The organism is Streptomyces sp. NPDC055962 (assembly GCF_042270185.1).
Lineage (GTDB): Bacteria > Actinomycetota > Actinomycetes > Streptomycetales > Streptomycetaceae > Streptomyces.
This window is the reverse complement of sequence record NZ_JBHJYN010000018.1, coordinates 90048-110355: the sequence shown is the minus strand read 5'-3', so window position 1 is coordinate 110355 and position 20308 is coordinate 90048. Positions and strand designations below refer to the sequence as shown.

The 20308-nt window shown below is 71.2% G+C and carries 18 protein-coding genes; 15 read left to right on the top strand and 3 right to left on the bottom strand.

The features are described from left to right. Window positions 1–23: 23 nt before the first annotated feature. A complete protein-coding gene (gene acnA, locus ACFC51_RS33510; protein ID WP_376532527.1) occupies window positions 24–2738 on the bottom strand; it encodes an aconitate hydratase AcnA in 2715 nt (904 codons plus the stop codon). Between the two features lie 406 nt (window positions 2739–3144). On the opposite strand from acnA, the gene ACFC51_RS33505 reads away from it, so the two are divergent. The 10 genes from ACFC51_RS33505 (at window position 3145) to ACFC51_RS33460 (ending at window position 15125) form a co-directional block, all read left to right on the top strand. Further along, the gene (locus ACFC51_RS33505; protein ID WP_376380198.1) at window positions 3145–3885 is read left to right on the top strand and encodes a GNAT family N-acetyltransferase; all 741 of its coding nucleotides are present in this window, start codon (window positions 3145–3147) and stop codon (window positions 3883–3885) included. Window positions 3886–4491: 606 nt separating this feature from the next. Continuing rightward, the gene (locus ACFC51_RS33500; RefSeq protein WP_376380195.1) at window positions 4492–5811 is read left to right on the top strand and encodes an MFS transporter; all 1320 of its coding nucleotides are present in this window, start codon (window positions 4492–4494) and stop codon (window positions 5809–5811) included. Window positions 5812–5827: 16 nt separating this feature from the next. Beyond that, entirely contained in the window at window positions 5828–6739 is a 912-nt protein-coding gene (locus tag ACFC51_RS33495) for a MurR/RpiR family transcriptional regulator (RefSeq protein WP_376380192.1), read from the top strand. Beyond that, the gene (locus ACFC51_RS33490) at window positions 6736–7782 is read left to right on the top strand and encodes an N-acetylglucosamine kinase (RefSeq protein WP_376380189.1); all 1047 of its coding nucleotides are present in this window, start codon (window positions 6736–6738) and stop codon (window positions 7780–7782) included. The genes ACFC51_RS33495 and ACFC51_RS33490 overlap by 4 nt, the downstream gene beginning before the upstream one ends. A gap of 37 nt (window positions 7783–7819) precedes the next feature. Further along, window positions 7820–8854: a Gfo/Idh/MocA family protein gene (locus tag ACFC51_RS33485; protein WP_376532525.1), complete on the top strand. Its 1035-nt coding sequence runs from the start codon at window positions 7820–7822 to the stop codon at window positions 8852–8854. A gap of 72 nt (window positions 8855–8926) precedes the next feature. Next, window positions 8927–9865, top strand: a complete 939-nt coding sequence (murQ, locus tag ACFC51_RS33480) for an N-acetylmuramic acid 6-phosphate etherase (protein ID WP_376532523.1) — start codon at window positions 8927–8929, stop codon at window positions 9863–9865. Continuing rightward, complete coding sequence (locus tag ACFC51_RS33475; RefSeq protein ID WP_376381273.1) at window positions 9862–10260, top strand: GntR family transcriptional regulator; 399 nt, start codon at window positions 9862–9864, stop codon at window positions 10258–10260. The genes murQ and ACFC51_RS33475 overlap by 4 nt, the downstream gene beginning before the upstream one ends. A gap of 41 nt (window positions 10261–10301) precedes the next feature. Further along, window positions 10302–13172: an FAD-binding and (Fe-S)-binding domain-containing protein gene (locus tag ACFC51_RS33470; protein WP_376532521.1), complete on the top strand. Its 2871-nt coding sequence runs from the start codon at window positions 10302–10304 to the stop codon at window positions 13170–13172. A gap of 71 nt (window positions 13173–13243) precedes the next feature. Next, entirely contained in the window at window positions 13244–13444 is a 201-nt protein-coding gene (locus ACFC51_RS33465) for a DUF4236 domain-containing protein (protein ID WP_327113347.1), read from the top strand. A gap of 151 nt (window positions 13445–13595) precedes the next feature. Beyond that, complete coding sequence (locus tag ACFC51_RS33460) at window positions 13596–15125, top strand: helix-turn-helix domain-containing protein (protein ID WP_376380143.1); 1530 nt, start codon at window positions 13596–13598, stop codon at window positions 15123–15125. A 646-nt stretch (window positions 15126–15771) separates the two neighbouring features. On the opposite strand, the gene ACFC51_RS33455 is transcribed toward ACFC51_RS33460, so the two are convergent. Next, entirely contained in the window at window positions 15772–15981 is a 210-nt protein-coding gene (locus tag ACFC51_RS33455; protein ID WP_376532519.1) for a hypothetical protein, read from the bottom strand. A gap of 389 nt (window positions 15982–16370) precedes the next feature. On the opposite strand from ACFC51_RS33455, the gene ACFC51_RS33450 reads away from it, so the two are divergent. The 5 genes from ACFC51_RS33450 (at window position 16371) to ACFC51_RS33430 (ending at window position 19433) form a co-directional block, all read left to right on the top strand. Continuing rightward, the gene (locus ACFC51_RS33450; RefSeq protein WP_376532517.1) at window positions 16371–17072 is read left to right on the top strand and encodes a hypothetical protein; all 702 of its coding nucleotides are present in this window, start codon (window positions 16371–16373) and stop codon (window positions 17070–17072) included. A 135-nt stretch (window positions 17073–17207) separates the two neighbouring features. Next, window positions 17208–17795 carry a sigma-70 family RNA polymerase sigma factor gene (locus tag ACFC51_RS33445; protein ID WP_376380151.1) on the top strand — a complete coding sequence of 196 codons (588 nt, stop codon included), beginning with the start codon at window positions 17208–17210 and terminating at the stop codon, window positions 17793–17795. A 298-nt stretch (window positions 17796–18093) separates the two neighbouring features. Next, window positions 18094–18345, top strand: a complete 252-nt coding sequence (locus ACFC51_RS33440) for a hypothetical protein (protein WP_376380154.1) — start codon at window positions 18094–18096, stop codon at window positions 18343–18345. Window positions 18346–18530: 185 nt separating this feature from the next. Beyond that, a complete protein-coding gene (locus tag ACFC51_RS33435) occupies window positions 18531–18959 on the top strand; it encodes a DoxX family protein (RefSeq protein WP_376380157.1) in 429 nt (142 codons plus the stop codon). Between the two features lie 120 nt (window positions 18960–19079). Continuing rightward, window positions 19080–19433 carry a cupin domain-containing protein gene (locus ACFC51_RS33430; RefSeq protein ID WP_376380160.1) on the top strand — a complete coding sequence of 118 codons (354 nt, stop codon included), beginning with the start codon at window positions 19080–19082 and terminating at the stop codon, window positions 19431–19433. Window positions 19434–19555: 122 nt separating this feature from the next. Here ACFC51_RS33430 and ACFC51_RS33425 read toward each other — a convergent pair whose 3' ends face one another. Continuing rightward, window positions 19556–20290, bottom strand: a complete 735-nt coding sequence (locus ACFC51_RS33425) for an esterase/lipase family protein (RefSeq protein WP_376380163.1) — start codon at window positions 20288–20290, stop codon at window positions 19556–19558. Window positions 20291–20308: the final 18 nt, after the last annotated feature.

Sequence of the window (20308 nt, the reverse complement as noted above, 5' to 3'; positions counted from 1 at the left end):
GCCCTCGCTCACTTCGCGGTGCGTCAGCTGCGGATCAGGCTGCGGAGCACGTACTGCAGGATGCCGCCGTTGCGGTAGTAGTCCGCCTCGCCGGGGGTGTCGATGCGTACGACGCCGTCGAACTCCACACCGGTGTCGGTGGTGACCTTGACGGTGCGCGGCGTGGTGCCGTCGTTCAGCTCGGTCACGCCGGTGAAGGAGAAGGTCTCCTCGCCGGTGAGGCCGAGGGACTCGGCGGTCCGGCCCTCCGGGAACTGGAGCGGGAGGACGCCCATGCCGATGAGGTTCGAGCGGTGGATGCGCTCGTAGGACTCGGCGATGACGGCCTTGACGCCCAGGAGCGCGGTGCCCTTGGCCGCCCAGTCACGGGACGAGCCGGAGCCGTACTCCTTGCCCGCCAGGATCACGAGCGGGGTGCCCGCGGCCTGGTAGTTCTGGGAGGCGTCGTAGATGAACGACACCGGGGCGTCGTCCTTCGTGAAGTCGCGGGTGAAGCCGCCCTCGGTGCCCGGCGCGATCTGGTTGCGCAGGCGGATGTTGGCGAACGTGCCGCGGATCATGACCTCGTGGTTACCACGGCGCGAGCCGTAGGAGTTGAAGTCACGGCGCTCGATGCCGTGCTCCGTGAGGTACTTGCCCGCCGGGGTGTCGGCCTTGATGGCGCCGGCCGGGGAGATGTGGTCGGTGGTGACCGAGTCGCCGAGCTTGGCGAGCACCCGGGCGCCGGTGATGTCCTCGACCGGGGTCGTCTCCATCGTCATGCCCTCGAAGTACGGGGGCTTGCGCACGTAGGTGGACTCGGAGTCCCACTCGAAGGTGTTGCCGGTCGGGATCGACAGCGCCTGCCACTGGGCGTCGCCTGCGAAGACGTCCTGGTAGGACTTGTTGAACATGTCCTCGCCGATGGAGTTGGCGACGACGTCGTTGACCTCGGCCTCGGTCGGCCAGATGTCCTCGAGGAAGACGGGCTTGCCGTCCTGGTCGACGCCGAGGGCGTCCTTGGTGATGTCGACCTTCATCGAGCCGGCGATGGCGTACGCGACGACCAGCGGCGGGGACGCCAGGTAGTTCATCTTGACGTCGGGGTTGATCCGGCCCTCGAAGTTGCGGTTGCCGGAGAGCACCGAGGTGACGGCCAGGTCGTGGTCGTTGACCGCCTTGGAGACCTCTTCCGGCAGCGGGCCGGAGTTGCCGATGCAGGTGGTGCAGCCGTAACCGACGAGGTTGAAGCCGACCTTGTCGAGGTACGGGGTCAGGCCCGCCTTGTCGAAGTAGTCGGTGACGACCTTCGAGCCCGGGGCGAGGGTGGTCTTGACCCACGGCTTGCGGGTCAGGCCCTTCTCGACGGCCTTCTTCGCCACGAGCGCCGCGGCGACCATGACGTACGGGTTCGAGGTGTTGGTGCAGGAGGTGATCGCGGCGACGGTGACGGCGCCGTGGTCGAGCTCGTACGTCGTGCCGTCGGGGGCGGTGACGGTGACCGGGTTCGACGGGACGCCGTTCGAGGCGGCCGGGGCGTCGGAGGCCGGGAAGGACTCCTTGCCCGCCTCCTCGTCGTCCGCGACGTAGTTGCGCACGTCCTGGGCGAACTGCGCCTTGGCGTTCGCGAGGACGATGCGGTCCTGCGGGCGCTTCGGTCCGGCGATGGAGGGGACGACCGTGGACAGGTCGAGCTCCAGCTTCTCGGAGAAGTCGGGCTCGGCGGCCGGGTCGAGCCAGAGGCCCTGCTCCTTGGCGTACGCCTCGACGAGCGCGACCTGCTGCGCGTCGCGGCCGGTCAGGCGCAGGTACTTCAGCGTCTCGTCGTCGATCGGGAAGATCGCGGCGGTGGAGCCGAACTCGGGCGACATGTTGCCGATGGTGGCGCGGTTCGCGAGGGAGGTGGCGGCGACGCCCTCACCGTAGAACTCGACGAACTTGCCGACGACGCCGTGCTTGCGGAGCATCTCGGTGATGGTCAGCACGAGGTCGGTGGCGGTGGTGCCGGCCGGGAGCTCGCCGGTCAGCTTGAAGCCGACGACGCGCGGGATGAGCATGGAGACCGGCTGGCCGAGCATCGCGGCCTCGGCCTCGATGCCGCCGACGCCCCAGCCCAGCACACCGAGGCCGTTGACCATGGTGGTGTGCGAGTCGGTGCCGACGAGGGTGTCGGGGTACGCCTGGCCGTTGCGGACCATGACCGTGCGGGCCAGGTGCTCGATGTTGACCTGGTGGACGATGCCGGTGCCCGGGGGGACGACCTTGAACTCGTCGAAGGCGGTCTGGCCCCAGCGCAGGAACTGGTAGCGCTCCTTGTTGCGGCCGTACTCCAGCTCGACGTTCTGGCCGAAGGCGTCCTTCGTGCCGAACTTGTCGGCGATGACGGAGTGGTCGATGACCAGCTCGGCCGGGGCCAGCGGGTTGATCTTCGCCGGGTCGCCGCCGAGCTCCTTCACGGCCTCACGCATGGTGGCGAGGTCCACGACGCACGGGACACCCGTGAAGTCCTGCATGATCACGCGAGCCGGCGTGAACTGGATCTCCTGGCTGGGCTGGGCCTGGGAGTCCCATCCGCCCAGCGCCCGGATGTGGTCGGCGGTGATGTTCGCGCCGTCCTCGGTACGGAGCAGGTTCTCCAGCAGCACCTTCAGGCTGTAAGGGAGGCGCGCGGAGCCCTCGACCTTGTCCAGCTTGAAGATCTCGTACGACTCGTCGCCCACCTGCAGCGTGCTGCGGGCGTCGAAGCTGTTCGCCGACACGACAGTCTCCTTCTTCAATGTGCGCGTTCAACCGCGCCGCGCCTCATGTGCGGCCGGCGCCGCCTGCGGCCCCCACGATCCGCTAAGGTAAGGGTTAGTTAGGTAACCCTTACTGAGCGGCGGCTGCGGTGCGCCTCGGCAGATATCTCGATGTCGAGATAACTCTAGTACATCGCCGCCGCGCGGTCATGCCCGGGAGTCCGTGTCCGGCGCCACTCCGCGATGACGCACGGCCACGACCAGGGGCCGGACGGATCCCGTCCGAATCCGACGGGGCCACGTCCTCGGCGGTGCGGGCGGACCGGTGTGCCCGAGCGTGACGAGCGCTCACCGTGCGCAGCACCCCGGCCCCCCGGACAGGCAGCCGCACACTCACGACGACCACCCCCGCCCAGAGAAGGCCGGCATGTTGTTCACCACCACCTCCGAGGCCGTGCGGGCGTGGGTCCACGGCTGGGCCCTCTCGCGCGGCGCCGGCGAACCGGGCGTGAAGCCCTGGGGTTTCACGGTGACGATCGGACTCCCCGGCCACCGCGTGAGCCACGTCCTGCCCGCCGCCGACGAGGCGACCGTACGGGAGCTGACCGCGAGCGCCACCGGCCCGGGCGACAGGCTCAAGGCCTTCGTGCCGGCCGAGTCGCTCGCCACCTGGATCGCCCCGGGCTGGACCCTCACCGGCACGCCCGGCTTCCTCATGTCCACCGCCCTGCGTCACGACGCCGTCCGCACCCCGCCGCCGCTCCCCACCGGCTACCGGCTCCGCACCTGGACCCGCTCCGGCGTCGCCCACGCACGGGTGCACGATCCCGACGGCACCACCGCCGCGCACGGCCAGGTCTCGGTCGACGGCACCACGGCCGTCGTCGACAGGGTGGAGACCCACCCGGCCCACCGGCGCCGCGGGCTCGGCCGGGCGGTCATGAGCACCCTCACCGGAACGGCCGCCGAACGGGGCGCCACGGTGGGCCTTCTGGCGTCGACGACGGCGGGCCGCGCCCTGTACGAGGCGACGGGGTGGCACGTGGCCGCGCCGCTCGCCAACGCCCTGCGGGGACCGGACCCCAGCCGGAGGGGTATCGCCCGCAGCGGCCCGGACGACACCGGCAACCCGCCCTCGGCCGGCATGAGCACCGGCCACCGCGCCTGACGGACCCCCGCTCCGCGGCCGCGTCCGCGTCCGGCGCGTACACGTTCGACGGCCGCGCGGGGCCGGTGCGCGCGATCCACCGGGGGCTGCGGCCGCGATCCCGGGTCGGCGCACACCTGGCGCCCGACGCGCCGGCACCGCTCCCCCGGCACGTCGCCCCTCCGCCCGCGGGGGCCCGAAGGGCCCGAGCAGCCGACCGCGACCGGGCGCCCGCCAAGCCGGGCCGCACCCTCGCAACCGTGCACCTACTCCGGCGTACACATCAACTCGCCCCTCCAGCAGGCGACTTACCGATGCGGCACGCCTCAAAGCCGAACAGCGCAGCGAATGGTGACACTCCACCGCCGCTCCTCCTCCGCGCACACCTCGACGCGCCCGCCCCCGATCGGCGACCGACCAATACGTGAACAGGGGTTGAATCGCGCCATCGTGCGAAGTTAATCTCCACCAGTCGATATCGATGCGGCGGAAAACTCCACCGCACCTCGTCCGTGTCCCCTCCGTTCCCCGGAGACCCGGCCTTCCTCGTCCATGCCCCCCATGCCCCCTGCCCCGACATCTCCCCCAGCGGTGAGTCGCACTCCTCGGAGGTACGTGTTGTCGTCTGTGAGCCCAGCCAGGAAGAAGCCATGGTTCCGGCAGTTGGGCCGGGAGCAGTTGCGCGCGCTTCTGGCCGCGTGGATCGGCTACATGCTCGACGGCTTCGATTTCGTCCTGCTCACCTACGTCCTCAGCGACATCTCGGCCGAGTTCGACGTCTCACTCGCCACCGCCAGCACCCTTCTGGTGGCGACCTTCGGCTCCCGCTGGCTGGGCGGCGCCCTCTTCGGATCCGTCGCGGACCGGTACGGACGTAAATCGGCCATGGTCTGGTCGATCGTGCTCTACTCGGCCGGCACGTTCCTGTGCGGGCTCGCCTGGAGCTTCGCCGCCATCTTCGTCTTCCGCCTGGTCGTCGGCATCGGGATGGCAGGTGAGTACAGCGCGAGCAGCACCTACGCGGTGGAGAGCTGGCCCCGGCACCTCAAGAACAAGGCGAGCGCGTTCCTGATCACGGGCTTCGCCGTGGGGGGCCTCGTCGCCGCCCAGGTGTACGCACCCGTCGTGGAGAACTTCGGCTGGCGCGCCCTCTTCTTCCTCGGCATCCTGCCGGTGTTCGTCGCGGTCTACATCCGCCGGTCGGCGCCGGAATCCCCTGAGTGGGAGGCCGCCACCCGGGAGCCCGGAACGGAGCACAGGTTCTCCGCGCTCGCGCTCTTCGGACGCCGCAGGCTTCCCGTCACCCTGATGCTGATCGTGGTCGTCTTCCTGGCCTTCTGCACCAACTGGCCCGTGTCCGGGCTGATGCCGGCCTATCTCGAGTCCATCGGCTACGACCGCGGGACGACGGGCGACATCATGTTCTACGCCGGGCTCGGCACCGTCATCGGCACCGCGGCCTCCGGCTTCCTCGGCGACCGGTTCGGCACGGCCCGCACCTACGCGGGCACCCTCTTCGTCTCGCTGGCCTTCCTCTTCCCCGTCTTCGCCGTCGGCGCCGACCACACGATCGCGCTCGTGGCCCTCCTCTTCTGCTTCATGGGGACCAACTTCGGCATCTCCGGCCTGCTCCCCAAGTACCTCTACGACTTCTTCGACGCCCGCACCCGTGCCTCAGGCATGGGCACCGTCTACAACATCGGAGCCGTCGGGGGCGGTGTCGCCCCGTGGTTCGGGGCGGTGCTGGGCGACTCCTGGGGCCTCGGCACGGCCATGGCCACGCTCACCGCGATCGGCGTCGTCACCCTGGTTCTGCTGGTCGCGCTCGACGTCCCCGGACGACTCCTCCGGCGCCAGGCGGCGCAGGACGCCCCCGGAGCGCACGAACCGGCCGACACGCCCGCCGTCGTGTCCGCGAGGAAGAGCGTTGATGCACACCACCGCTGAAAGTAATCTCCGCCGCATGAACGACAAGACGTCAGAAAATTCCGTCAACACACCCGGTGGCGAACGCCTGGAGAGCCGCATCCGCGCTCTGCTTCCCAGTCTCAACCCCTCCAGCGTCCGCATCGCGAAGATCCTTCTCGACGACCAGGCCGGAGCGTCACGCCGGACCATGGCGGAACTCGCGGAGATGGCCGGGACCAGCGAGTCCTCGGTCGTGCGCACCACACGGGCACTGGGGTTCCGCGGCTACGCGGAGCTGCGCCTGGCCCTCGCGGCCGAAGCGGCCCGCGGCACGGCCGGCCCCCAGGTCACCGGAGACATCACGCCGGCGGACTCGCTGGCCGATGTGGTCGCGAAGCTCGCCGGCGAGGAGATGCAGGCCATCTCCGACACCGCGGCCCAGCTCGACGTCGACGCGATGCGCAGGATCATCGACCTGATGATCGGCGCACGGCGGATCAACATCTACGGTTCCGGGGCCTCCGGACTCGTGGCCATGGACCTGCACCACAAGCTGGAGCGCATCGGCTTCCCCAGCCACGTCTACTGCGACGTGCACGGCGGGCTCACCAGTGCCGCGCTGCTCGGCACCGAGGACATCGCGGTGGGCATCTCCTTCTCGGGCGAGACCAACGACGTGATCGGGGCCGTGCGCCAAGCCGCGGACGCGGGCGCCGCCACCGTCGCCATCACCAATCATCCGCGCTCACAACTGGCCACACTCGCGGACCACGTCCTGCTCCCGGCCGGGGCCGAGACCGCGTTCCGTCCCGGCGCCCTGGCCAGCAGGATCAGTCAGCTGCTGACGATCGACTGCCTGTTCGTGGGCATCGCCCAGCGCACCTACGACCGGAGCATGCGGGCCCTCTCACTCACGCACGCGGCCCTCCAGAGCCAACGCACCCCGCCCAGGAAGCACCGCACATGACTGATCCGATCACCGGCACACACACGGGGACACAGGGTGACGCCCGCGCGCCGGGCGACTGCGTGGCCGCCGTGGACATCGGAGGGACCGGCGCCCGGGTGCGGCTGAGCGACGGCCGGACGGCCGGCGAGGTCGTCCGGGCGCCGGGACGGACCGTGTCGGCCGCGGGCATCGATTCCGACGCCCTGCTGGCCGGACTCGCCACGGCGCTGGACACCCTGCGCACCGCTCATCCGCACCTCCGGGTCGAAGCGGTGGGAGCCGGCATGAGCGGGCTGCTGGGACTCACCGCGCGGCCCGACGGCCTGCTCGGCCGCCTGTCGGCTCTCTTCCGCGCCCCGCGCGTGGTGCTCGCCTCGGACATGGTCACCTCGTACGTCGGGGCACTCGGCATACGGCCCGGCGCCGTCGTGGCCGCGGGTACCGGTGCCGTCGCCCTCGGGACGGACTTCCGCGACCAGTGGCTGCGCAGCGACGGCTGGGGACATCTCCTGGGCGACGAGGGCAGCGGGGCGTGGATCGGCGCCGCCGGCCTGCGAGCGGCCATGCGGGCGCACGACCGGCGGCCGGGCGGCTCGGCGCCCCTGCTGGAACTCGCGGTGGAGCGGTTCGGGGAACCCGCCGGCCTGCCGGGCCGGCTCTACCCGCACGGCGACGTCGCCGGCCGGATGGCCGCCTTCGCACCGGACGTCGCCCGCGCCGCGCACCGGGGCGACTCCGTCGCCCACGACATCTGGCGGCGCGCTGCCGTACACCTCGCCCGGACGGTGAGTGCGGCCCTGCCCTCGGGTACGGACCCCGTCGTCTCCTGGTGCGGGCAGCTGTTCTCCGCCGGGGACCTGCTCACCGATCCCTTCCTGGAGGCGCTGAGGACAGCCGCGCCCCACGCCCGCCCCGTCCCGCCCGCAGGGTCCTCCCTGGACGGTGCCGCCCACCTGGCGCGGCTGTCCGTGGAGAGACCGGACGAACTCCCGGACACCGCCCCCTACATACGTTCCCTTCCGCCCGCGTCCGGGACATCCCGGACTCCGGGCTCCGTCTGACCATCACTCCCCCGTCACACGCAAGGACTGAACCACCGTGAAGACCCAACGTTTCGCCCTGATCGGCGCCGGCCTCTTCGGCGAGCGGCACGCCCAGGCCTACAGCCGCTCCCCCTACGTCGACTTCGCCGCGGTCTGCGACATGCGTGCCGAGCGCGCCGAGGAGATCGCCACCACCTATGGTGCGGGCAGGGCGACGACCGACTTCCGTGACGTGCTCGCCGATCCCACGATCGACGCGGTCTCCATCGCCACCCCTGACCACCTGCACCGTGAACTGGCCGTGGCCGCGGCGGAGGCCGGCAAGCACATACTCGTCGAGAAGCCACTCGCCACGACCGTGGAGGACGCCGTCGCCATCGACGACGCCGCCCGGGCGAACGGCGTGAAGCTGATGGTCGACTTCCACAACCGGGTCAACCCGATGATGGTCTCCGCGAAGCAGGCCATCGACCGCGGTGACATCGGCTCGCCCGCGTACGTGTACTCGCGCCTGAGCAACACCATGGCGGTCGCCACCGGCATGCTCTCCTGGGCGAGCCACTCGTCGGCGCTGTGGTTCCTCGCCAGCCACACCATCGACGCCGTCCGCTGGATGCTGGACGACGAGGTCGTCCGGGTGTACGCGGTGAGCCGCGACAAGATCCTCCGCGAGCGGGGCGTCCCGACCGCGGACTTCCACGTGGCGACCGTGGAGTTCGCGAGCGGCACCGTCGCGGTCTTCGAGTCGGCGTGGATCCTGCCGGACACGCACTCGACGGTGAAGGACCTCAAGCTGGAGATCCTCGGCGACAAGGGCGCGGTCAACATCGACGGCTCCCACAACCGCACCCTGGAGATCTACACCTCGGAGCGCAGTTTCTTCCCGGACCTGTACGCCCCGCCGACCGGCGAGCACCTGACCGGCTTCGTCCTGGACGCCATCGCCTACTTCGTGGACGCGGTCGTCTTCGACAAGCCGGTCCTGGCGACCGGCGAGGACGGCATCGAGATCACCCGCATCCTGTGCGCCATCGAGGACTCGGTGCGCGCCGGCATGCCGGTCGACCTGAAGCCCCGCACACGGCGGTGACGTGACGGTGCGGGGCGGGCGGCACTGTGCCGCCCGCCCCGCACTCCGCCCTCCCTCACACAGAGAACCGAGATGCTCCCTTCCCACGTATCACCCCTCACGGCCGAGGAACTCAGCTCCCTGGCCACCGAACAGCACCGTCCGGACCGCGCGGACATCGACCTGCTCCCCACCTCGGAACTGGTCCGGCTGATGACCCGGGACGACGCCCGGGTCCCCGAAGCGGTGCACGCCGCAGCGGACGCCATCGCCCGGGCGGCGGACGTCACCGCCGAGCGGCTCGCGGCGGGCGGCAGGCTGGTCTACATGGGCGCCGGCACGGCCGGGCGCATCGGCGTCCTGGACGCAAGCGAGTGCGTCCCCACCTTCAACACCCGCCCCGGTCAGGTGGTCGGGCTGATCGCGGGCGGCCCCTCGGCGGTCACCCTGCCGGTCGAGGGTGCGGAGGACGACGAGGCCATGGCCGTCGAGCACCTGGAGGCCATCGGGCTCACCGCGCGGGACGTCGTGTGCGGGATCGCCGCGAGCGGGCGCACCCCCTACGCGGTCGCCGGAGTGCGCCACGCGCGCGCCCTCGGGGCAGCCACCATCGGCATCTCCTGCAGCCCGGACTCCGCACTCGGACACGCGGCCGACATCGCGGTCGAGGTGGTCGTAGGGCCCGAGTTCATCACGGGCTCCACCCGGCTCAAGGCCGGAACGGCCCAGAAACTCGTGGTCAACGCCCTGTCGACGGCGACGATGGTCCGGCTGGGGAAGACCTACGGGAACCTGATGGTCGATCTCCAGGCGACCAACGAGAAGCTGCGTAAGCGCTCGCACCACATCGTCGCCCTCGCCACGGGCGCGGAGAGCGAGCAGATCGACGCGGCGCTGGAGGCCGCCGGCGACGAGGTCAAGACCGCCGTGCACATCCTTCTCGCCGGTACCACGGCCGAGAAGGCACGCGCTGCCCTGCGAACCCACGGGGGTTCCCTGCGGGACGCGCTCGGAGAGCACGCGGGACGATGAGCCCGCAGCCCCTGCCCGTCTACCGGCGCATCGCGGAGATCCTGCGCCGCGACATCCTCGACGGCCGGCGGCGGGCGGGCTCGCTGCTCCCGTCGGAGCGTGAGCTGTGCCGGCGCTTCTCGGTGGCGCGCGCCACCGTGCGGCACAGCCTGCAGGTCCTGGTGCACGAGGACCTCGCCGTACCGGTCCAGGGTGTCGGCTACGTCGTCGGGACGACCGGCTCCCCGGTGCACTGTCACCTTCCAGTTCTCCGCGGACAGCCCGTGCCCGAACTCCCGGCGGTGCACGTGCCGGTCGCCTTCCTGAACACCGCGATCGAGATGCTGGAGACGGGCGCCCCCGCGACGGCGTCACGTGTCGCGACGCTGTTGCGCGCCGTGGTGCGCGCCCGCTGACCCCACCCGTATCTGCCCTCCGTCCCCTGCCAAGGAGCCCCGTGCCCCCCGCACACGTCCAGCCGTCCACGGACATGTCCCTCGACACGCTCGCCGCGCTCAGATCCTCGCTCACCCAACCGGCGCGGTTCGACACGGGACTGACCCGTCGGGCCGCCGCGCACGACGCGTCCCACTACGCGCTGATGCCCGAGGCGGTGGTCAGCGCGACCTCCGCGGACGAGGTGGCGTCACTCATCGCCGCCTGCCGCTCCACCGGGCGCTCCCTGACCCTGCGGTCCGGTGGGACCAGCCTGTCGGGACAGGCTTCGGGGTCCGGCGTGCTGGTGGACGTCCGGACGCACTGGCGGGACGCCGAGGTCCTGGACGAGGGTCGACGCATCCGCGTACAACCGGGCATGACGTTGCGTCAGGCCAATGCGCGACTGGCCCCCTTCGGACGGCGGCTCGGCCCCGACCCTGCGAGCGAGGGAGCCTGCACCGTGGGCGGGGTCGTGGCCAACAACTCCAGCGGCATGAACTGCGGCACGCAGGACAACTCCTACCGCACCGTGGAATCCCTGCGATTCGTCCTGCCGTCGGGCACGGTCGTGGACTCGGGGACTCCTGACGCCGACGCGCTGCTGCGCAGCCGCGAACCCGCCCTGCACGAGGGCCTCGTGCGCCTGCGGGACCGGGTACGCGACAACACGGCTTCCCGCCGCACCGTCGAGCGGCTGTTCGCCATGAAGAACACCATGGGCTACGCCCTGAACGCCTTCCTCGACCACACCGCCCCCGTCGACATCCTCACGCGCCTCATGATCGGGAGCGAGGGAACACTCGGCTTCATCGCCGAAGCGGTGTTCCGGACCGTACCCGTGCGTCCGCACGCGGCCACCGGCCTCCTCGTGCTCCCGTCCGTCGCCCACGCCACCGACGCCCTGCCGGCCCTTCACGAGTGCGGGGTGCGTACTGCCGAGCTCCTCGACGCGGCCTCCCTCCGGGTCTCCCAGCAGGGGCACCGTCCCGGACCCGCGCTGGAGGGGCTGCGCATCGACCGCCACGCCGCCCTGCTGGTCGAGTTCGCCGAGGACACCGAGGAGGAGCTGGAGACCGTGCTCGCCGCGGCGTCCCCGGTCCTCGGCTCCATGCCCGCCTCCTCCCGCGGCGCCGCGCTGACACGGTCGCCGAAGGACCGCGCGGATCTGTGGAGGCTGCGCAAAGGGCTGTACACCGCCGTGGCGGGCGCCCGTCCCGCGGGCACCACGGCACTTCTCGAGGACATCGTCGTCCCGATGCCGGCACTGACCGCGACCTGCGAGAGCCTCGTCGAGCTCTTCGAGCGGCACGGCTACGAGGACGCCGTGGTCTTCGGCCACGCCCGCGACGCGAACCTGCACTTCATGCTCACGCAGGGCTTCGACGACGACGCCGACGTCGAGCGGTACGCGCGCTTCACCGACGACATGGTCGACCTGGTGCTGGGAGCGGGCGGTTCACTCAAGGCCGAGCACGGCACGGGCCGCGTGATGGCTCCGTATGTGCGCCGCCAGTACGGCGACGAGCTCTTCGCCGTCATGAGGGAGATCAAGAACCTCTGCGACCCTGCCGGAGTCCTCAGCCCGGGGGTCGTCCTGGACGACGACCCCACGGCCCACCTGCGGCACCTCAAGATCGTGCCGCAGGTCGACGCGGACATCGACCGGTGCGTGGACTGCGGGTACTGCGAGCCCGTCTGCCCGAGCGCCGACGCCACGACGAGTCCCCGGCAGCGGATCGCGCTGCTGCGGGAGATGGCGCTCGCCGAGGCGGCGGGCGACGAGACGCTCCGCGCCGCGCTGGCCGCGGACTTCTCGTACGCAGCTGTCGACAGCTGCGCCGCCGACAGTCTGTGTCTCACGGCCTGTCCCGTGGCCATCGACACCGGCGCCGTGATGAAGCGGCTGCGGGCGGAGAGGCACGGCCCGCTCGCCCGGAAGGCCGGGAAAGCCGTGGCCCGTCACTGGGCCGGGACGGCGAGCGGAGTGCGTGCCGGGCTGTCCGTCGCGCACGCTCTGCCGGATCCGCTGGTCCGCGGGGCGGCCGGCGCCGCCCGCAGGCTCGGCGCGTCCGGGCTGGTGCCCTCCTGGCCCTCCGACATGCCACGGCCGGGCGGACCTCGCCCCGGGGCCAGGGCTCCGGAGCAGGCCGAGGCCGTCTTCTTCGCGGCGTGCATCGGTTCGCTCTTCGCAGCCGAGGGGGACACCCCCGGCACCGGGAACGGCGCCGCGGGTGCGTTCCTCTCTCTCTGCGACAGAGCGGGCGTACCGGTCTCCGTCCCACCGGGACTGGACGGCCTGTGCTGCGGCACGCCGTGGCAGTCGAAGGGATTCGTGGACGGCCACAGGGCCATGGCCGAGCGCACACTGGCGGTGCTGTGGGAGGCGACCGACGGCGGCTGCCTGCCGGTCGTCTGCGACGCCTCGTCCTGCACGCACGGCCTGACGCAGCTGCTCGACGCGCTGCCGCCCGAGGAGCGCGGGCGCTACGCGCCGCTGCGGTTCACGGACAGCGTGCAGTTCGCCGTGGACACGCTGCTGCCCCGTCTGCCCCAGCCACGCAGACTGGCGTCCCTGGCTCTTCACCCGACGTGCTCGACGGCGCACCTCGGAAGCGGCGACGCCCTGATCGCACTCGGCCGGGCTGTCGCCGAGCGCGCGGACGTGCCCGACAGCTGGGGCTGCTGCGCCTTCGCCGGCGACCGAGGGCTGCTGCACCCCGAGCTGACCGCATCGGCCACCGCGGCCCAGGCGGCGGAGGTCGTGGCCGGGGAGTACGCGGCTCACGCCTCGTGCAACCGGACCTGCGAGATGGGCATGACCCGGGCGACGGGCCGCCCCTATCGCCATGTACTGGAACTGCTGGAGGAGGCGACACGGCCGGGGGCTTGAGAACAGGGCCCGACAGACACGCATGAGCGGGCGACTTCGGGATACCCGTACTCCTGACAGAGGAGGCGCAGATGCCGCTCACATTCCGCAAGAGCTTCCAGATCCTTCCGGGCGTCCGGCTGAACATCAACCGTCGCTCGTGGTCCGTCACGACCGGTGGACGGCACGGCCCGAAGCGCACCCACAGCAGCACCGGCAGGCGCACCACGTCGATGGACCTGCCCGGGCCCTTCGGATGGCGCAAGACGACCAAGCGCAGTCGGCGCAGCTGACTCACCCGATCGGCGGAACACCGCACGCCGGGCCGCGGGCGGACGCCTGATCCTCGAATCAGGCGTCCGCCCGCGGCCCGGCACAGCGTTGTTACCCGACGCGCACACCCCCGGCACGATCTTCATCTCATATCTGAGATAGCGTGCAGGCATGGAAGACGACTACCTCGCCCGTATCGGCAAGCTCATCCGTGACGCCCGTCAGCACCGTGGCTGGACACAGAGTCAGCTCGCCGAGGCGCTCGCCACGAGCCAGAGCGCCGTCAACCGCATCGAGCGCGGCAACCAGAACATCAGCCTTGAGATGATCGCCCGCATCGGTGAGGCCCTCGACAGCGAGATCGTGTCACTCGGCTACGCCGGACCCATGCACCTCCGTGTGGTCGGCGGCCGTCGGCTCTCGGGCTCCATCGACGTCAAGACGAGCAAGAACGCCTGCGTCGCGCTCCTCTGCGGCTCGCTGCTGAACAAGGGCCGCACCGTGCTGCGCCGGGTCGCCCGCATCGAGGAGGTCTTCCGCCTGCTGGAGGTCCTCAACTCCATCGGCGTGCGCACCCGCTGGATCAACGACGGCGTCGACCTCGAGATCCTGCCGCCCGCCCAGCTGGAGCTGGAGGCGATCGACGCCGACGCCGCGCGCCGGACCCGCTCCATCATCATGTTCCTGGGCCCGCTGCTGCACCGCCTGGACCGTTTCACCCTGCCGTACGCCGGCGGGTGCGACCTCGGCACGCGCACGATCGAACCGCACATGATCGCGCTGCGCCGCTTCGGCCTGGAGATCGCGGCGACCGACGGGCTCTACCACGCGCAGGTCGACCGCGAGGTCCGGCCGGGCCGCCCGATCGTCCTGACGGAACGCGGCGACACGGTGACCGAGAACGCCCTGCTGGCCGCCGCCCGGCACGACGGCACGACGGTCATCCGCAACGCGTCGTCCAACTACATGGTCCAGGACCTGTGCTTCTTCCTGGAGGCGCTCGGCGTACGCGTCGACGGCGTCGGCACGACGACCCTCACGGTGCACGGGGTCCCGGAGATCGACGTGGACGTCGACTACTCCCCCTCCGAGGACCCGGTCGAGGCGATGAGCCTGCTGGCCGCCGCCGTGGTGACGGAGTCCGAGCTGACGATCCGCCGCGTCCCGATCGAGTTCCTGGAGATCGAGCTCGCGGTCCTGGAGGAGATGGGCGTCGACTGCGACCGCACGGCGGAGTACGCCGCCGACAACGGCCGCACACGGCTGGTGGACCTGACGGTCCGCCCCTCCAAACTGGAGGCGCCCATCGACAAGATCCACCCGATGCCCTTCCCCGGGCTGAACATCGACAACGTGCCGTTCTTCGCCGCGATCGCCGCGTCCGCGCACGGCCAGACCCTGATCCACGACTGGGTCTACGACAACCGCGCCATCTACCTCACCGACCTCAACCGCCTCGGCGGCCGGCTCCAGCTCCTGGACCCGCACCGCGTCCTGGTCGAGGGCCCCACCCGCTGGCGCGCCGCCGAGATGATGTGCCCGCCCGCGCTGCGTCCGGCGGTGGTGGTGCTGCTGGCGATGATGGCCGCCGAGGGCACGTCGGTGCTCCGCAACGTGTACGTGATCAACCGCGGTTACGAGGAACTGGCGGAGCGGCTGAACTCGGTGGGGGCGCAGATCGAGATCTTCCGGGACATCTGACGGGCGGGGTGTCGTGCCCCCCTTGGAGCACGGGGCACGACACCCCTGAGTGCCGCACGATCTGCGGTTACACCCTTCCCCTCCTGACTCCCCCGCAGGTCCGTCCCGGTCAGTTCCGGAACGGACCTGCTCGCTTCCGCTCGTTGCACCACCGGTCGAGCCGGAGCACGGCCAGGCGCCGGGCGGGCCTGGCGCCGTGTGGGGAGGAGCTGGATGCTGGGTGAACGTGTAGGAATACGGGCCTTGACCAGCACGTTTCGTTCTCGGCGCTGTCAGGATTTTCCCTGTTCACGCAGCGGGAAGTCCCTGAAATCTCCCTGGGACAGACGTGAAAGTCCCTGAAGAGTCCCTGGGACGCCCTGGCTGCGCTCGCGGGTCACCCCTATCGAGTGTGCATCAGTTCGTAGCCGGTCATCCGCAGCCAGCGAGCAACCGCAAGCTTGCCCTGTGTACGCCACATGGCACCCGGGCCCGGCGCTCGACCGCCAAGGGACCTCAAGAGCCCGCCGCCGTCCGACGGACTGTCCCGCGGAGCCTTCTCCCGCCTCGCGGGTGGTCCCGTGGCCTGAGCGTCGAGCACCGCGGGCTGCGGACCCGTCGGTCGGCGCGGGTCCGGGAAGCCCCGGTTCCCGGACCCGCGTGACCGTCATGCGCCGACGGCTGCGTCGAGGCGGCCGGCCTTGGCCTCCTCGACCAGGGACCCGAACTGGTCCGCGCTCATCTCCACCCGCTGACCGAAGTCGTCGGTGATCACGATCCGGCGTTCGGCCGGAGCATTCTCGTCCACGAACAGCTGCGGGCAACCGCAGTTGCAGGTCCCGCAGAAGGTGGCCAAGGGCTCAGGTGATCCGGTCATCGCTCTCTCCTCCACACGCGTCGGACCCCGGTGGACACGCGCCCGGGTACCGAGGTGATGCCCAGGGCCCAGGTTCCGCACGCTCCGGCGGCCCTCGGCATCGGAGCACGGCGATCCGGCCACACGCCCCCGGTGCTCCCGAAACCGCCGGGTCGACGGGAACTGCGGAGCTCCGCCGTACGACCTCTCTCATGTCGGCGGCGTGTGCGGTCGGGCCACCGGGGCGTCGTGGCGAGGACGAGCACGAGTCGAGGGGGACCTGGCCCCGAGGCACCGGGGGGACAGTGCCAGGATCGGCAAGTATGTCGGTGGGATGGCGGTTTCGGGCCGCACGGTCCGTGCTCTTCGCGGTCGTGTGTGTACCGCTCGCCGCCCTCGGCCATGCCCTCATGTCGGATGCGCCCCTCCCCTGGTGGTCTCTGGGCCTGTGCACGGCAGGAGTCGGCGCCCTGGCCTGGCTCGTCGCCGGACGCGAACGGGGACAGGTCACCGTGGTCGCGCTCACCATCGCCGTTCAGGCGGCCCTGCACGGCGCGTTCACGCTCGTCCGGACGGCGCACACCGCCACCGGAACCTCGGAGGGCTCCGCGCTCGCCAGACGATGGGCCGACGCCCTGCTCTGCGGCCCGCACAGCGACACGGCTGCTGCCGCGCGCGCCTACGGCGTGGCCGAGCGGGCCGGGCTGACCGACGACATGCCGCTGCCGAGACTCGAAGGGGGCTCCTCCGCCATAGCGGCGCTCGGGCACACCGCTCACGGAGCCCACACGGCGGGCGCCCACGCGGCCCAGCCCGCACACGACATGGCGGCGATGACCGGCACCGCCTCCTGGGGCATGATCGCGGCACACGTCGTGGCGGCGCTGCTGTGCGCCCTGTGGCTGGCCAGCGGCGAGCGCGCGGCCTTCCAGATCCTCCGCGCTCTGGCCGACCGCTTCCACCTGCCCCTCTCACTGCTCGACGCACTGCGGCCGCTGCCGTCCGCACCTCCCGCCTCCGCGGTCGACCGCTCCGTCACACGACCGCGCTCACGTCTGCTCGTCCACGCCCTCGTCACCCGGGGACCACCGGTGGGGACCGCTGTCCGCTGACAGCTGGCCCACGTCGGCCGTTCCACCGCCGGCGTGCGTTCGTGCACCTGCCGCACGAACGCGATCCCTCACTTTCCGGACGGGGTGACGCCCCGGGCTCCGCCCTGTCCGGCACCCGGAAGGAACCGCAGTTCCATGCTTCCCGCCCAAAGAAGGACCGGGGTGACGGAGGACGAAGTCACCGCCTGGGCCCTCGGCGCCGCAGCAGGCGACGCCGACGCCCTCGAGCACGTCTTCCGCGCCCTGCACCACGACGTACGCCGCTACGTCACCGCCCTGGCCGACGACTTCCAGGTGGCCGAGGATCTGGTCCAGGAGACGTTCCTGCGCGCCGTGAGCACCGTCCACCTCTTCCGGGGCCGCGGCTCGGCACGGGCCTGGCTGCTGACCATCGCCCGCCGCACCGTCGTCGACAACCTGCGACGCACCGCCTCCCGGCCGCGTCTGGCCGACAGTTCCGACTGGCAACACCTGGCGGAGTGCAGCCAACCGCGTGACCTCCCCGGCTTCGACGAAGGCATCGCCCTGATGGCCCTCGTCGAAGCCCTCCCCGACGACCGCCGCGAGGCGTTCGTCCTGACCCAGCTCCTGGACATGCCCTACGACGACGCGGCCCGTACCAGCTCATGCCCCGTGGGGACCATCAGATCCCGCGTCTCACGAGCCCGGGCATCGCTCTGCGCCATGCTCGACGACAGGACGGAGCCTGCACTGGCCTGCTGATCTCGTGTGAACCCCGTCGCACGGGTCCGCCGCTCCGGTTCTCGTTGTCCTGGGCGGCGGCCCGCCGCGTCGGTTCCCCGGCCGGCACAGCCGTCGGCCTCATGACCGGCACCCGGGTCCCCGGAGGCGTTCCCCACGACGCACCCGACGAGATCGCCCCCGACCACTGGTCGCCGTGCGCCCGGCGCGACCACCCTGCGCGACCACCGCGCGCGCCCGGCGGAGCACACCGCCGGAGCCTGACAGCGTGCCCGCCCGGCCGACGTTTCGGCCGACGGCCGAGGGGCACGCGGCGGTCATGGACAGAAACGGTGAAGTTGTGGAGAGCCTGGGCAACGAACATCACGTGGTGTTGTCGGCGGACACCAACGGGGACGGCAAGGCGGACGTCTGGATGACGGACACCACCGGCGACGGCAAGGCCGACGTCTACCAGTTCGACACCACCGGCGACGGCAAGATCGACGTCACGATGGTCGAGCGCGCTGCGGAGGCCGGTGCGGACCGCGTCGTGGTCGAGGGCGACGGCGGACATCCGGTGGAGCCCTGAGAGCCCGCGCCGTCCGCCGGCATCGGTGTCCGGGACCCGGAAGGGGTCCCGGACACCGGCGTGCTGCGGCAGGTGGCGTACGGCTCCGACGGACCGGGCAGCGCTCCTGCCGCGGACCGCGGGCTTCTCCTACCTCCTAGTAACATCAAGCTCCGTCGCCCCCGGCCGAGTTCCAGGAGTCCCTCATGGCACGCGTCCCGCTCTTCCCGCGCTCGCCCCGGTTGCTCGCGGGGCTGATGGCCGCCGCCGGGGCCGCTCACTTCGCCGCCCCCGCACCGTTCGACGGGACCGTGCCGCGAAGCCTGCCCGGCAGCCCGAGGACCTGGACCCGGGCCAGCGGTGCCGTGGAACTGGCGCTCGCGGCAGGGCTCGTCCTGCCGCGCACCCGGAACCTCAGTGCCCGTGCCACCGCGCTCTTCTTCGTCGGTGTGTTCCCCGCCAACCTCAAGATGGCGTACGACTGGCGTGACCGTCCCGCACCGGCCCGGGCACTCGCCTACGGCAGGCTGCCGCTTCAGCTCCCGCTCTACCTGTGGGCCCGCGCGGCGAGCCGTCCCGCGGCGGACCGGGAGGGCACGCGCCTCGCCGGCCCGGGCCGGCGGCCGTCACGGTGAGGGCCGGCGGCGACCACCGGTCTTCGCGCCGCATGCTCGACGGATCGCCGCGCGACGTGGACTTCGGCGCGACAGTCTGCCGGTGGGGAAGCACACGGACGGTGGCCTAGCGTCACCCGCATGACCCAGTTCACCACCTTCGCCGTGCACATCCCCGACGCCGACCTCGCGCCGGAGCCTCTCGATCCCTCACAGGTCCTCGAAGGGACACCGGAGGTGTCGGGGAAGGTCCTCTGGGAGTCGGAGGACGGCAGGCGGATCCGCGGCATCTGGCAGATCACTACCGGGGTGGTGACCGACACCGAGGCGGACGAGCTCTTCGTCGTCGTCGGCGGTCGCGCCACCATCGAGGTGCACGGCGGCCCGACCCTCACTGTGGGGGCCGGTGACCTCTGCGTCCTGCGCGAGGGCGACCGGACGACGTGGACCGTCCACGAGACCCTGCGCAAGGCGTACGAGATCACCCTGCCCTGAGAGGGCGGGACGGCGGGACACGGGCGGAGCCGACCGCGGCGCTGCCGGCGGTCGGCTCCGCCCGTCACGAGGCCCCCGGGGGCCGGCGTGTACGAGGTGGTGCTCCTGAGGATGACGGTCGGTCAGGAGGCCACGAATCGGGCGATCGCACCCAGGGTGATGGTGTCCGTCAGGTACCCGATGTGGGTCTGGCAGGCCACGTTGTTGTTCGTCGCGCCGTTCAGCTTGGTGCTGGTGTACGGGAGGATGATGCCGTCGCACGCCGAGTACCAGGTGGCGTACCTGGTGTCGCCGGGGGTCTCGTCGCCCGAGGTGATCTGCGAGATGTACGAGGAGCCCGGGTACATCTGCTGGCAGGTCACATAGATCAGACAGGCGCTGGCGTACGTCGTCCCGTGGTTGGCGCCGGCGATCGAGGCGAGGTGGCTGACGCTGGTGTTGCCGCCGAGCACCTTCAGGTAGTACTGGCTGACGAGGCCGCCCATCGAGTGGTTGACGATGGCGACCTTGCTCGCGCCGGTCTGCGACTTCACGTTGTTGACGAAGCTCGCGAGGCCCTGGGCGTTGGTGATGTTGTTCCCGTAGGAGTTGTAGTCGTACGTGAACAGCTTCGAGCTGGACCAGCCGTTGAGCTGGAAGACGCTCTTGGCCGTGACCCAGTTGGACGCGTTGCCGGTGTACCCGTGGACGAAGACGACCGGCGTGCTGGTCGACAGCGCCGCAGCCGTGGACGCGGCCGGTGCGGCCTGGGTGGCGGTGTCGGCCGCGCCGGCCGTCGACGCCGAGGAGAACAGGCTGAAGGCGACCGTGACGGCCGCGAGAACGCCGAGAAGCCGGCGCGGGGAACGACGACGCATGGGGTACTCCTGACGAGG